The 13,742-nt window shown below is 59.0% G+C and carries 11 protein-coding genes; 5 read left to right on the plus strand and 6 right to left on the minus strand.

The features are described from left to right. The first annotated feature begins 5 nt into the window (after positions 1–5). Positions 6–3,191 (plus strand): efflux RND transporter permease subunit, encoded by a 3,186-nt coding sequence (locus HYPGJ_RS09710; RefSeq protein WP_046847025.1) that lies wholly within the window; start codon positions 6–8, stop codon positions 3,189–3,191. 396 nt (positions 3,192–3,587) lie between these two features. On the opposite strand, the gene HYPGJ_RS09715 is transcribed toward HYPGJ_RS09710, so the two are convergent. After that, positions 3,588–5,336 (minus strand): APC family permease, encoded by a 1,749-nt coding sequence (locus HYPGJ_RS09715; protein WP_046848281.1) that lies wholly within the window; start codon positions 5,334–5,336, stop codon positions 3,588–3,590. A gap of 242 nt (positions 5,337–5,578) precedes the next feature. Between HYPGJ_RS09715 and HYPGJ_RS09720 the strand changes: the two genes are divergently transcribed. Further along, positions 5,579–6,235: an XRE family transcriptional regulator gene (locus tag HYPGJ_RS09720; protein ID WP_052750954.1), complete on the plus strand. Its 657-nt coding sequence runs from the start codon at positions 5,579–5,581 to the stop codon at positions 6,233–6,235. Positions 6,236–6,301: 66 nt separating this feature from the next. Here HYPGJ_RS09720 and HYPGJ_RS09725 read toward each other — a convergent pair whose 3' ends face one another. The 4 genes from HYPGJ_RS09725 to glnT are packed head-to-tail and all read right to left on the minus strand — an operon-like array spanning position 6,302 to position 10,648. Continuing rightward, positions 6,302–7,633 carry an FMN-binding glutamate synthase family protein gene (locus tag HYPGJ_RS09725; RefSeq protein WP_046847026.1) on the minus strand — a complete coding sequence of 444 codons (1,332 nt, stop codon included), beginning with the start codon at positions 7,631–7,633 and terminating at the stop codon, positions 6,302–6,304. Further along, positions 7,633–8,322, minus strand: a complete 690-nt coding sequence (locus tag HYPGJ_RS09730; RefSeq protein ID WP_046847027.1) for a GXGXG domain-containing protein — start codon at positions 8,320–8,322, stop codon at positions 7,633–7,635. Before HYPGJ_RS09730 ends, HYPGJ_RS09725 begins: the two co-directional genes overlap by 1 nt. Further along, positions 8,322–9,221 (minus strand): glutamine amidotransferase, encoded by a 900-nt coding sequence (locus HYPGJ_RS09735; RefSeq protein ID WP_046847028.1) that lies wholly within the window; start codon positions 9,219–9,221, stop codon positions 8,322–8,324. The genes HYPGJ_RS09730 and HYPGJ_RS09735 overlap by 1 nt, the downstream gene beginning before the upstream one ends. A 29-nt stretch (positions 9,222–9,250) precedes the next feature. Further along, complete coding sequence (gene glnT / locus HYPGJ_RS09740; RefSeq protein ID WP_046847029.1) at positions 9,251–10,648, minus strand: type III glutamate--ammonia ligase; 1,398 nt, start codon at positions 10,646–10,648, stop codon at positions 9,251–9,253. A 127-nt stretch (positions 10,649–10,775) separates the two neighbouring features. Between glnT and HYPGJ_RS09745 the strand changes: the two genes are divergently transcribed. Both HYPGJ_RS09745 and HYPGJ_RS09750 read left to right on the plus strand, forming a co-directional pair. Next, complete coding sequence (locus HYPGJ_RS09745) at positions 10,776–12,137, plus strand: FAD-binding oxidoreductase (RefSeq protein ID WP_052750854.1); 1,362 nt, start codon at positions 10,776–10,778, stop codon at positions 12,135–12,137. Positions 12,138–12,154: 17 nt separating this feature from the next. Further along, complete coding sequence (locus HYPGJ_RS09750; RefSeq protein WP_046847030.1) at positions 12,155–12,547, plus strand: RidA family protein; 393 nt, start codon at positions 12,155–12,157, stop codon at positions 12,545–12,547. A 36-nt stretch (positions 12,548–12,583) separates the two neighbouring features. Here HYPGJ_RS09750 and HYPGJ_RS09755 read toward each other — a convergent pair whose 3' ends face one another. Next, on the minus strand, positions 12,584–13,261 hold the full coding sequence (locus HYPGJ_RS09755) for a TetR/AcrR family transcriptional regulator (RefSeq protein WP_083984086.1): 678 nt from the start codon (positions 13,259–13,261) through the stop codon (positions 12,584–12,586). A 94-nt stretch (positions 13,262–13,355) separates the two neighbouring features. On the opposite strand from HYPGJ_RS09755, the gene HYPGJ_RS09760 reads away from it, so the two are divergent. After that, on the plus strand, positions 13,356–13,718 hold the full coding sequence (locus HYPGJ_RS09760) for a DUF4440 domain-containing protein (RefSeq protein WP_052750855.1): 363 nt from the start codon (positions 13,356–13,358) through the stop codon (positions 13,716–13,718). The last annotated feature ends 24 nt before the right edge of the window (positions 13,719–13,742 follow it).

The raw sequence follows: 13,742 nt of genomic DNA on the forward strand, positions 1-13,742 counted from the left end.
CCTCGATGGCTCAGTTCTTCATTGGCCGGCCCGTGCTGGCGTGGGTGTTCGCGTTCTTCATTGCGATCGCGGGCCTGATTGCCCTGCCCTTTCTCCCGATTTCGCAATATCCCAAGGTTGCACCTCCCCAGGTCATGATCTCGACGCTTTATCCCGGCGCGTCACCGCAGGAGATCTATCAGGGCGTCACGCGGCAGATCGAGGAAGAGCTGAATGGCGTCGATCGCCTCGTCTACTTTGAATCGACGTCCGATACCTCAGGCGCGATCAACATAACGGCCACCTTCAAACCTGGAAGCGACATCGACCAGGCCTCCGTCGACGTTCAGAACGCACTACGCCGCGTCGAGCCACGCCTTCCGCGCGCCGTAACGGCCCAAGGCATTACGGTTGAAGAGGCGAGCACGGGCTTCCTGCTATTCATCGCGCTCACGTCGACGGATGGAAAGACGGACGAGATCGCGCTCGGCGATTATTTGAGCCGCAACGTCCTGGGCGAACTCCGGCGCATTGACGGCGTCGGCCGTGCCCAGCTCTTCTCGGCGCAGCGCGCCATGCGCGTGTGGATCGATCCGGACAAGATGGTCGGTTACAACATCACCGCCTCGGATGTCAGCGACGCGATCCTGGCGCAAAACGCCCAAGTCGCAGCAGGACAGATCGGCGCTGCTCCCAATCCGATCACCCAGGATCTGACTGCCACCGTTCTCGTCAAAGGACAGCTGAGCGATACGAAGGAATTCGGCGAGATCATTCTCCGCGCCAATCCGGACGGATCGACGGTTCGCCTGCATGACGTCGCGCGCGTCGAAGTCGGTGCCGAAACCTACAGCTTTGCGAGCCGTCTGGACGGCCAGCCCAGCGCCGCCGTCGGTGTTCAGCTTTCGACGTCCGGAAATGCGGTTGCGACGGCCAAGGCCATTAAAGCCAAGATGGAAGAACTTTCCCGCTTCTTTCCGCAAGGCGTCGCCTATTCGATACCCTATGACACCAGCCCCTTCGTCTCGGCGTCGATCGAAAAGGTTCTGCACACGCTGGTCGAAGCTATTGTTCTCGTCTTTATCGTGATGTTCGTTTTCCTTCAAAGCTTCCGCTACACGCTCATCCCGACGCTCGTGGTGCCCGTGGCCCTGCTCGGCACGCTCGCCGTCATGTATGCTGCGGGCTTTTCGATCAACGTTCTGACCATGTTCGCGATGGTGCTTGCCATCGGCATTCTTGTCGACGACGCCATTGTGGTCGTCGAAAACGTCGAGCGCATCATGGCGGAAGAAGGGTTGTCGCCAAAAGACGCCACACGGAAAGCGATGGGGCAGATCACAGGCGCCATTCTCGGCATCACGCTGGTTCTCGCATCCGTCTTCATTCCGATGGCGTTCTTCCCCGGTTCGACGGGGATCATCTATCGTCAGTTCAGCCTGACGATGGTCGTCTCAATTCTGTTCTCGGCGTTCTTGGCTTTGTCGTTGACGCCTGCGCTCTGCGCAACGCTCCTCAAGCCGATCCCGCATGGGCATCACGAGAAGAAGGGACTCGGCGGCTGGTTCAACCGAACCTTCGATCGCATGACGTCGGGGTATTCAGAGCGCATAGCGGGCCTAGTCAAGCGCGCGGGCCGGATGATGGTCGTCTACCTCGCGCTCCTCGCCGGGCTCGGATATCTGTTTTTCAATCTGCCGAGCGCGTTCGTTCCCGATGAGGATCAGGGGTACATCATTGTCGACGTGCAGGGGCCGCCCGAGGCCAGCCAAAACAGAACCATTGCGTCCCTTGAAAAGATCGAGGCGGTCTTCAAAGCCGAGCCGGCCGTCGATAACGTCTTCTCCGTTCAGGGCTTCAGTTTCTCCGGCAATGGACCGAACGCAGCCCTATTGTTTCCCACATTGAAAGACTGGTCGGAACGCGGGCCCGGAAACTCGGCGCAAGAAATTGCGAACCGGGTCAACATGCAGCTCTTCGCACTCAAGGATGCGACGACGTTTGCGCTCTCGCCGCCGCCGATCGAAGGCTTCGGCACCACCAACGGCTTTTCATTCCGTTTGCAAGATCGCGGCGGCCTGGGTCAGGATGCACTTAACAAGGCGGCGGGAGAACTGATCGAGAAGGCTTCGGCAAGCGGCATCATTACCGGCATTCGCGCGGAAGGCATGCCGGACGCCGCGCAGATCGTGCTGGTTATCGATCGCAAGAAGGCCAACACGTTTGGTGTGACGTTCGCGGACATCAACAACACGATCACCGCAAACCTCGGCTCGTCCTACATCAACGACTACCCGAACGACGGCCGAATGCAGCGCGTGGTGGTGCAGGCGAAGGATCGAAGCCGACTGCAGGCCGAAGATCTATTGAAGCTCAACGTTCGCAACGCGAACGGCGGCATGGTGCCATTGTCGTCGTTCGCAACGATCGAATGGCAAAAAGGCGCCGCGCAGATCGTCGGCTACAATGGCTATCCATCGGTGCGCATATCGGGTGCTTCGGCTCCGGGATATTCCTCAGGAGCGGCGATCGCGGAGATGGAACGCCTCGCCTACCAGCTGCCCAAGGGGTTCGCATTCGAGTGGACCGGACAATCGCTTGAAGAGATTAAGTCCGGCGCGCAGGCGCCATTCCTTCTCGCGCTCAGCATCCTCTTCGTATTCCTGCTGCTCGCGGGGCTCTATGAAAGCTGGTCAATTCCTCTGGCGGTTATTCTCGTCGTTCCCCTTGGGGTAATCGGCTCCGTGGCCGCGGTCATGCTGAGGGGGATGCCCAACGATCTTTATTTCAAGGTCGGCCTCATCGCGATCATTGGCCTGTCGGCAAAGAACGCCATCCTGATCGTGGAGTTTGCGAAAGACTACTATGCTCAAGGCAAATCGCTTCGCGAAGCTGCCGTCGAGGCGGCGCGGATACGGCTACGTCCAATCATCATGACGTCGCTCGCCTTCGCGCTCGGCGTCGTCCCTCTCGCCATCGCAGTAGGCCCTAGCGCCGCGAGCCAGAACGCGATCGGAACAGGTGTTCTTGGCGGCATGATCTCGGCGACGATCCTTGCTATCATCTTCGTGCCCGCGTTCTTTGTCTTTGTCCTTGGCGTCCTGAAGACCAAACGGCCCGGACAGGATCATCGTGACGGACCGATCCCAAGTTCGGCACCACGCGCGGCGGTAGAAGCAGAATATTCTCCTGGATCAGGAAGCCTGCCGTAGGAATTGCGCGACGGCATTCGACTGCCGTCGCCTCGCGACACGGCTTATAGAAAGGCGAGAAGTCGGGAGTACTCGCGACCATGGTCGCAAACTACGGTCTATCGCCGGCGAAATTGCGCCGCCCTTAGATGGAGCGAAGTGCTCGCTTCGATCCACCAAGAACTATCGACCGCGAACCAGAGGCATCGTTCCCGCCAGTGCCGCCCCATACGAGATGAGCCGAAGGCCAGTCGAGCGTATGAATTTCTGGATTGTGCTTGAACGAAGAAAAAGGTGCGTTCGATTTTACCGAAGAGCGTGCAGGCTAAAACGGACGCTGCACTTCATAAAACAAATAAAAAATGCCCTCGCCCCCGAAGGAAAAATCCGCGCGAGTTGCCTCGCGCGGATCGTAGGTTAGGCAGGCGGGAGCTGGAAGTAATAGTGACCGAACAATATCACTGCGACGCCGAGCGCAAGTGTGAGGTAGGGCAGCATGCCCGCCCGGCGTTCGCCGAGATCCTGACTCTTGAGATCGAGATCCTGGAGCATGTGATCCGGGAACCTGCCCTTGTCCTGAACATAGTGCCGGTAGAAGAACACCGGAAGGATCAGGAGCGCGAAGCCAATTCCGTACCAAAGCGAGTTCGGATTTCCCCAGACCTTGGCGCCGGCACCCATCAGCAGCAGGTTGAAGAAGCCAAGCGCAACGTTGACGGCCACGAGCCAATTCGGCGTGCGATACGGACGCGGAATGTTCGGGCTGTCGATGCGGTGGATCCAGACCGACTGCAAGTTCAAGAAGATGAACAGCATGTAGCCGACGTTTGAGATCGCAAGAATGAAGTAGTACGCGTTGGTGTCCGACGACGCGAACGACAACAGACCGAGATTGAAGACAAGGTCGGTCCACATCGCCTTCGTCGGCGCGCCGTGCTCGTTGACATGACTGAGGTATTTCGGAAGCCAGCCGTCAACGCCGCCCTGATAGAGCGTGCGCGATGAACCGGCCATCGCCATCATGATCGCGAGGATCAGCGCCAGCACCATCATCATCTCGAGGAGATGCGTGACGAAGGTCGATCCCGTGCCGACCATCTGACCCATCGCAGCCGCAACGCCAGTGCCGTCGACGATCCCCGGAGCGGTCATACCCTCGAGACCGAGATAGCCTTGGAAGGTTGCAGCGACGAGCGAATAAAGCACGACGCACAGAAGGCCGGCGCGAACGATCGATTTTTTCGTATCGACCGCCGGATTCTTGAATTCACGCGTGTAGCAAACGGCTGTTTCGAACGCGTACGTCGACCAGCCTGCAATGAACAGCGCCCCCAAGAACTGCGTCCATCCCCCGTTGCTCCAATCCCCGACCGGCGGAACGAGCGGGAAGTAATTCTCCGAGTGGACACTGCCGTTGAAGAAAGGAACGAGGCCGACGATCAGCATCGGCACGACCACCATCAAGCCGATCCACATCTGCACGCGCGCGGTTCCGAGAATGCCGCGATGTTGAATGGCGAATGCCAACAACATCAGAGCCGCGCCGATGAAGAACGTCGAACCGATTTCGACGTTGACGACACCGAAAAACGAGAAGTTCAAAAGGGTCAAACTGCGAAGCGCCGGCGTGTGGACTTGCGTAACGGCAGCAATCGCGATCTTGGCTGCTTCCTCGACGGACTTGCCGTCGATCGCCGCCGCATTGGCAGCCGCATGAAGCCATGCCACGACTTCCGGAGAGGAGGCCGTGAAAGTTGGAATGGGGGCAATCGCGTTCAAAATATAACCAGCCGCGATCGTACACCCGAGCGAAAGAACCGGTGTCCACGCATACCAGTTACACCACACCGACAATGGCGCGATGAGCTTGCTGTAGCGAAGCCACGCCGCTGCACCGTAAACGGCGGCACCACCCGACTTGTTCGCGAAAAGACCTGCGATTTCTGCGTAGCTATAGGCTTGTAAAAATCCCATCAGAACCGAAATGGTCCATACGACAAACGCGAGCTTGCCGGCCGCTGCGCCCATACCGCCGATTGAAATCATCACGAGCGCCGGCACGCCGCTCGCAATCCAGAAAGCACCTTTCCAATCGATCGCTCTATGGAGTCCGTCTCCTTGGTCGGGGGCAGAAGACAAAGCCGCCGCCCTCGTCTCGCTAATCATCGTCATCGATGCTCCTCCTACGGAACAAATGCCAATTTCGGCTTAGAATTTATGAGGAGCGATGAATTCATAAAATTGCATACTACGCAAGTCATTTGCATTTGATGCATTATAAACTTTTGTATCAGATGCAAAGCAGCATTCTCCATTTCGTGAGTTAGTCAAGGCCTCGCACTGCACAAAAATTGCGCCGGGACTGCAGTCGTATTAGGCTGATGAAAAACACGGGACATCAGCAAGACATGAGCAAAGAGAAGGGGCTGCGGAAAATCCGACGGCCCGCAGCGCGCAAGCCCACGCCGGATTTGGCGGACAACAGAGATTTCGCGAATCTTCCGCTTGAAAGCCGAATCGGAGCGGTCATCAAGCGCCGTCGCGCGGAAGCAAATCTGACTCTCGCCGACCTCAGTGCCGGCGCCGGACTATCGAGCGCGATGCTGAGCCGAATAGAAAACGGCATGGCGATGGCCAGCCTCGATGCACTTGAACGCCTCTGCGCGGCGGTCGGCATCGGACTCGGCGATCTCTTCAAGGAAACGGATACGCAGCGCGGAAGCGCTCAGCTCGTCAAACGCGCCGAGCAGATGGAAGTCGTGCGCGTCGGAACGAAATTCGGCCACACCTACCGGCTGCTCGCTTACGATCGAGGACCGCGCAAGCTTTTCGAGCCGTTCTTCATCGAGATGGACAAGAAAAGCGAGTCCTATCCGCGCTTCGCGCATCCGGGAACTGAATTCATCTACATGCTTCAGGGGCGAATGGAATACCGCTTCGGAGATCGAACCTATCTCGTCGAGCCGGGCGACGCGTTCACCTTCTCCGGCGACGTCGTGCACGGCCCCGAAAAGCTTCTCGATGACCGCATAAGATTTCTCGCGATCATTTTCTATAACACGTGACGCCGAGTATATGAAAAGGCCGGAGGCTGTGACGCCTCCGGCAAGTGGAGGTAACCGGGGAAACGGTCACCTCGCTCCTGGGACCCAGGAAGTTCCGGCCAATGGGACACGAGCCATCGCCGCAGCTTCCAGCGTGAGAGCCACGAGATCTTCGGGCTCAAGATTATGCAGGTGGTTCTTGCCGCACGCACGCGCCAGCGTTTGCGCTTCGAGCGTCAAGACCTTGAGATAGTTTGCAAGGCGACGTCCGGCGGCCACCGGATCGAGCCGCTGGGTCAGCTCCGGCGTTTGCGTCGTGATGCCCGCCGGATCCTTCCCCTCGTGCCAATCGTCGTAGCAGCCGGCGCGCGTGCCGAGCTTCTCGTATTCCTTTTCCCATTTGGGATCGTTGTCGCCGAGCGCGACGAGCGCCGCCGTACCGATTGCAACAGCATCAGCGCCGAGCGCCAGCGCCTTCGCCACGTCAGCACCTGTTCTGATGCCTCCGGAGACGATCAACTGCACCTTGCGATGCATACCGAGATCCTGAAGCGCCTTCACCGCAGGCGGGATCGCCGAGAGCAGCGGAATGCCGACGTGCTCGATGAACACCTCTTGCGTCGCCGCCGTGCCGCCCTGCATGCCGTCGAGCACGATGACGTCGGCACCGGCTTTCACCGCGAGGTTGACGTCGAAGTAAGGACGGCTTGCACCGACCTTCAGATAAATGGGCTTCTCCCAATCGGTGATTTCACGCAGCTCCTGAATCTTGACCTCAAGGTCATCCGCACCCGTCCAGTCCGGATGCCGGCATGCGGAGCGCTGATCGATGCCCTTCGGAAGCTGACGCATTTCTGCGACGCGGTCGGAAATCTTCTGACCGAGCAGCATGCCGCCGCCGCCGGGCTTCGCGCCCTGCCCGATCACGATCTCGATCGCGTCGGCTTTCCGAAGATCGTCGGGGTTCATGCCGTAGCGCGACGGCAGATATTGATAGACGAGATATTTCGACTGCCCGCGCTCTTCCGGCGTCATGCCGCCGTCGCCCGTCGTGGTCGACGTCCCCGCTGCCGAGGCGCCGCGTCCGAGCGCTTCCTTGGTGTTGGCCGACAGCGAACCGAAGCTCATCCCGGCAATCGTGATCGGAATCGAAAGCTTCAGCGGCTTCTTCGCAAAGCGATTGCCGAGCACGACTTCCGTTCCGCACTTCTCGCGATATCCTTCCAGCGGATAGCGCGACATCGACGCGCCGAGAAGAAGCAGATCGTCGAAATTCGGGAGCCTTCGCTTCGAGCCGCCGCCACGGATATCATAGATACCCGTTGCAGCCGCACGCCGGATTTCCGACAGCGTGTAGTCATCGAAGGTCGCCGACGGACGCGGAGTCGTGGTTGGCCAAGACCGTTCATGCTGGGTCATCAGTACGCTCCCGCGTTATCGATGTTAAAGTTGTAGAGCTTGCGCGCGGAGCCGTAGCGGCGAAATTCCGCGACATCCACCTTGAACGCCTCTCCCGACAGCTTCAGGAGTTCGTGCAGTTCGGCTTTGTGCTCGTCGCGCATTTGCTTTTCGATGCAGTCTGCACCAAGGCTCGCGACGGGCCCCCGCACGTAGATGCGCGCTTCATAGAGAGAGTCGCCTAGCGCCTCTCCGGCCTCACCGAACACGACGAGGCGTCCGTTCTGCCCCATGAACGCGGAAAGATGACCGATGTCGCCTTTGACGACGATATCGATGCCTTTCATCGAAATGCCACAACGCGCTGACGCATTGCCGTCGACGATCAGACGTCCGCCGCGCCCAGTGGCGCCTGCGCTCTGGCTCGCGTCGCCTTTGACGTGAATGAGCCCCGACATCATGTTTTCGCCGACACCCTGCCCGGCGCTTCCCTCAACGACGATCGTCGCCTTCTTGTTCATGCCACCGCAGTAGTACCCGGCGTTGCCCTGGATATTGATGGTGACGTCGGCGTCGACACCCGCAGCAATCGAATGCTCGCCGCCGGGGTTCGTAATCGTCCAGAGCGTTTCATTCGTATCGGGCTTCAGCTGATGCAGCGCCGCGTTGAGTTCGCGGACACGCGTTTTTGAAAGATCAATATTCGGCATTAGCTGCGCTCCCAGAAGTAAACTGTGGCTGGCTTCGGCTCCCAAACCTTGGCGCCGGAAATTCCCGGAAGGCCCGCGAGGCTCTTGTATTCGGACGCGAATGCGACGTAGTCGTCGGTCTCCGCCATCACGGCCGGCTTGCACGCGATCGGATCGCGAAGGACGCCAAATCCCTTTTCCGTCCCGACAACGAACGTGAAGAACCCATCGAGATCGTCGAGGCTGGATTTGAGCGCGCCTTCGAGCGTCTGCCCGCTGCGCATCTGTTTCGTGAGATAGCCGGCCGCGACCTCGCTATCGTTCTGCGTTTTGATCTTGATGCCGTCGCGCTGCAGCTGCCGCCGCAGACTCGCGTGGTTGGAAAGCGAGCCGTTATGCACCAGGCATTGATCGGCGCCCGTCGAAAACGGATGCGCACCATCCGTGCTCACCGCCGACTCCGTTGCCATGCGGGTGTGCGTAATGCCGTGCGAGCCGGACATCGCGCCAATGCCGAACAGCGCGGCGACGTCGTCGGGATATCCGACCTCTTTGAAAATTTCGAGCCGGTGGCCTTCGCTGACGACGTTGACATCCGGCAGATTGGCTTCAAGCCACTCGCGCGCATGCCGGGCTTCGTTGGCCGTGAGAGTCAGCACAGCGTGCGAATAGTGAATGGCCGTTGGCGCCTTCGGAGCGACCGCCGCACGCAGCTTTTCCGCAGCCGTGGCGATATCATAATCTGGCGACGGCCCTGCGATGGTCAGCTTCGTCTTGCCATCCTGGCCCCCGCTGTAGATCGCAAAGCCGGCCGAGTCCGGCCCCCGGCTACACAGCGTTGACGTCATTTTCGTGAGAAGCTCGCCGAGCTGCGGTTCGAGCTTTGGATTTTTGATGAACAGTCCGGCGATGCCGCACATGATGTTTTTCTCCTGCTGTATACGCCGCCTTAGAAGAAGCTGAGGTAGCGCTGTGTTTCCCAATCGGAGACGTGCCGGTGGTAATCCAGCCACTCCTCCCGCTTGAGCGACACGAATTCGTCGATGAAGTCGCCGCCAAGCGTCTTCCGAAACAGTTCGCTCTGATCGAGTGCCTCGATAGCCTCGCTGAGAGACTGCGGAAGAATTTGAATGTTCTTCTCTTTGATCTCGGACGGCGTCAGCGCATAGAAGTTGATGTTCTGCGGCGGACCCGGATCGAGCTTGCGTTCGACGCCATCAAGGCCCGCTGCGATGAGCGCGGCCTGCGCAAGGTACGGGTTCATCCCGGAATCGCCGACGCGCAGTTCGATGCGCCCATAAGGAATGCGCACCATGGCCGTCCGATTGTTATCGCCGTAAGCAACGAACACCGGCGCCCACGTCGTGCCTGATGCCGTGCGCCCGATCACGAGACGCTTATAGGAATTGACCGACGGCGCCAGCAGCGCCGTGAGGGCCCGCGCATGCGTGAGAAGTCCGCCGATGAAGTGATACGCAAGCTGCGACAGTCCCATACCGTTCTTGTCGGAGGCGTCGTGGAAGATATTCTTGCCCGCCGCGTCCGCGATTGAGCAATGAATGTGCATGCCGTTGCCCGTCATCGAACTTTTGGGTTTCGGCATGAACGAACAGACCGCGCCAAGCTCGTGCGCGATTTCGGCAGCAGCCATCTTGAACAGAAGAATCTGATCGGCCGAAGTCAGCGCGTCAGCATACTTGAAATTGATTTCGTATTGGCCGTTCGCGTCCTCATGATCGATCTGATAAACATCGATACCGAGCGATTGCAGGCATTCCGTAACCCGCTCGAGGAACGTCCGGGCGCGAGATAAGCCGCGATAGTCGTAGGCAGGCTTCTGCAAACTGTCAGTGCTGTCGAAGGGAGCGATCGATCCGTCCGGAAGCTTCTGCAGCAGCGAAAACTCGGGCTCGATGCCCGTGAGCAGCGTCCACCCGCGCTCCGACAAGCGAGCCATCTGCGCTTTCAGAATATTCCGCGTATCGATGGGATGCGGCTTGCCGTTGACCATCCCGGTCCCCATCACCCGCGCGTATCCCGGCGCCCACGGAACGAGCGTCAATGTCGAAAGATCGCCCACGACCATGTATTCGGGTTCGTGCGGAGCAAGGCGCATGCCGAACACGCCGCCGCCGGCAAATCCGACGCCGTCCGTAAGCACGTCTTCAAAATGTTCGACGGGAACCGCCTTGCTTTTCGCGACACCATAGATGTCGGCGAATTGCGCAAGAACGTAGCGGATATGATTCTGCGCCAGAAACTGCTTGGCGCCGGCGACATCAAGGTTCGTTGGCGTCGCGTATTGGCCTGGCACACGACGCCAGGTCCAGTGATCTGCCTGCAACATTCGTTTCCTCCCGCGGCGTTCTGAATTGCGCGGCCGCTTTTTCTTGTGGCATCACTTATAAAGGCATATTGCATACAGTGCAATAAATTTGTAGCCTATGAAACACCGCGACTTTAGGGGAATACGCATGAGCGCCAGCGGAGAAGTTTCGAACCACCCATCGGCCGTGGAACTCGCAACAGGAAAAGTGCACGCCGCGCAGGCGCTTCACTATCGACCGTACTGGTGGGATGCGCTGCCGGAGCGCCCTTCGCATTCGCAAAAACCTGTTCCGCGCCACTGCGATGTGGCGATCATAGGTTCGGGGTTCACTGGACTGTCGGCGGCGTTGACGCTTCTCAAGAACGGGCGGCAGGTTGTCGTATTCGAGCGCGATCGCGCAGGATACGGCGCCAGCACGCGCAACGGCGGACAGGTCGGCAGCGGCAATCAGAAGTTCAGAGTGAAGAAGCTGATTGCATTACGCGGACGAAAAAAAGCCGAGGAAATGCTGCGCGAAGGCACGCGCATGCTCGACTATATTGCCGAGTTGATCGCTGACGAAAAAATCGACTGCTATTTTCGCCGCTGCGGTCGCTTTCGCGCAGCCATTCGTCCTGAACACTACGAAGCGATGGCCGCCGACATGCAAGATCTCAAAGAGATCGCAGGCGTCGAAAGCTTCATGGTTCCGAAGTCCGAGCAATCTTCCGAAATCGGCAGCGACATGTTCTTCGGCGGCTCCGTTCTACCAAACGATGCCTCGCTGCATCCCGGATTATATCACGCTGGGCTGCTGGAAAGAATTCAAGGCGCAGGCGGTTCGATCCTCGACCACACGCCCGTCACCGCGATCACCGCAGCGAACGGCGGCTTCAACGTTAGAACCGGCGCCGGAGAATGCTTCGCCAAAAACGTCATCATCGCCACGAACGGCTACACGGACGGCCTCGTGCCGGAGCTTGGCCGACGCATCGTTTCGATCGGATCAGCGATCATCGCAACCGACGAACTGCCCGAAGCTTTGTTCAATCGGCTACTTCCGAACAATCGCGTCTACGGCAATACCAATCGCGTTTTCTACTATTTCCGCGGCGCACCGGATGCGCGTCGCATCCTTTGGGGCGGACGCATCGGACGACTGGCGTCCGACAAATCGCCCGTCGCCTACCGTCACCTCGCACGCGACATGCTCTCCGTCTTTCCTGATTTGAAAGACGTGCGTGTTACGCACGGCTGGGACGGCCTCATCGGCTACACGTTCGATGAAATTCCGCATCTCGGCCGCGCCGCTTCCGGCGTGCATTACGCCGTTGGCTACTGCGGAACAGGCGTTTCGCGCGCCACCTACTTCGGCAACAAGATCGCATTGCAAGTCCTCGGCAAACCCGAGGGTCATACCGCCTTCGACGATCTGGCCTTCCCCGCTTTTCCCGCCCACCCTATCGCCAAGCGCGCCGTCCCAACGGTCGAGACTTGGTATCGCTTTCGAGACGCAACCAACATCTAGAGGATCGGAAAATACGAATGCCCAAGAATAATGCAGCACAGCGCGTCAACATCTCGTCCGGCGGCGCATACGAATCCGTTTTCGGCTACTCGCGAGCCGTGCGCTTCGGCAAAGACATTCATGTCTCCGGAACATGCGCGCCAGCCGGGCATGAAAAGAGCGGCGCCTATGCGCAGGCACGCGCCGCACTGGAGATCATCGAAAAAGCTTTGGGCGAAGCCGGCGCGACCGCCGCGGACGTCGTGCGCACCGTCGTTTATCTTCGCGACGTCAACGATGCAGAGGACGTCGCGAAAGCGCACCTCGAAACTTTCGATAAGATCCGGCCCGCGAGCACGCTCATCCAGGTCTCTTCAATGTTGAGGCCGTGGCAGAAAGTCGAAATAGAAGTCTACGCCCAGCTCGCGTGAGCATTCCTGATAAAGGCCGGTGAAAACCGGCCTTTATCATTTGGACGCAATTACAGCCTCGCGCAGAATGCGCGGCGCACCTGCAAGAAACGTCTGCACCTGATCGCGGATGACTTCGGCACGGTTCGGAGAGGTCTGCACCTCGTAGATGAACGTCCGGATGCCCACATAGAACACAGCTCCATGCAGTCCCCAGAACAGTTCTTCTTCGCGTGGCGTCATGGCGACCGAAGCGATGGATGGCAAAGCCAAATCCACGCGCAGCTCGTTGCAGCACGGTTTGATGAACTGGTTCCTGATGAGCGCAACATAACGATGCGTCATGGGGTGGCCCTTGAGGCCGGCGAACATGAAAATGCGCATCCAGCGAGCATCGAAGATCCGCTCCGTATACTCGGAATAGAATTGTATCAGCCGCGCTTCGAGCGGCAGCGATCGATCACAGATGAGCGCTTTCCAAGCCGAATCCCAACGCGCAACAAACACATGCTCGTAGACACGCTCGATCAGCGCATCCTTCGTCGGGAAATATCGGAAAATGGCTGAATGCGTGATGCCCATCGTCTTGGCGAGCTCTCGCGTCTGCCCTTCAAACCCATTGTCCGAAAAAAACTGCGCCGCCGCCTCGATGATCTGACGCTCGCGCTCCGCGGCGGGCAAGTGAAGCCTGACCGGAGCGTCCGCGCGCCGCGGCATTTGTGACCGATTGGTCATTTCGATTTGACTCCCAGCGCAGGGTGACTACTTGTAACCACGCGGTCACAAATACCGCGCGTCGCGGAACTTGTCGATTATATTGGAGATTGAAATGACGAATGCGCTCGAAAAGGTTGCAAAAGCCTGGGACGACACATTCAACTCCGGCGACACCGAAAAGCTCGGCAGTTTCTATGCCGCCTCGGGCCGCGTGATCCCTGCTGGAGGCGCACCGATCGAGGGTCGCGATGCGATCGCGAAGTTTTTTGCCGGCATTCGCGCCAATGGCCTGACGAAACATGACATCAAAGTCGCTTCCGTCATTGATCGCGGCGATACGGTGATTGCCATCGGCACGTGGAATCTGACTGGACCTGGCGAGAAAGGCGAAGGCGCTAGCTTCGGCGGTAACTGGGTCAACGTTCTGGCCCGCGAGGCGTCAGGCTGGCAGATCCTGCTGCATACCTGGAATTGACACGAAGCGGCTCGTCGCGCTTCT

Origin of the sequence: Hyphomicrobium sp. GJ21, from assembly GCF_001006785.1 — a bacterium.
Lineage (GTDB): Bacteria > Pseudomonadota > Alphaproteobacteria > Rhizobiales > Hyphomicrobiaceae > Hyphomicrobium_B.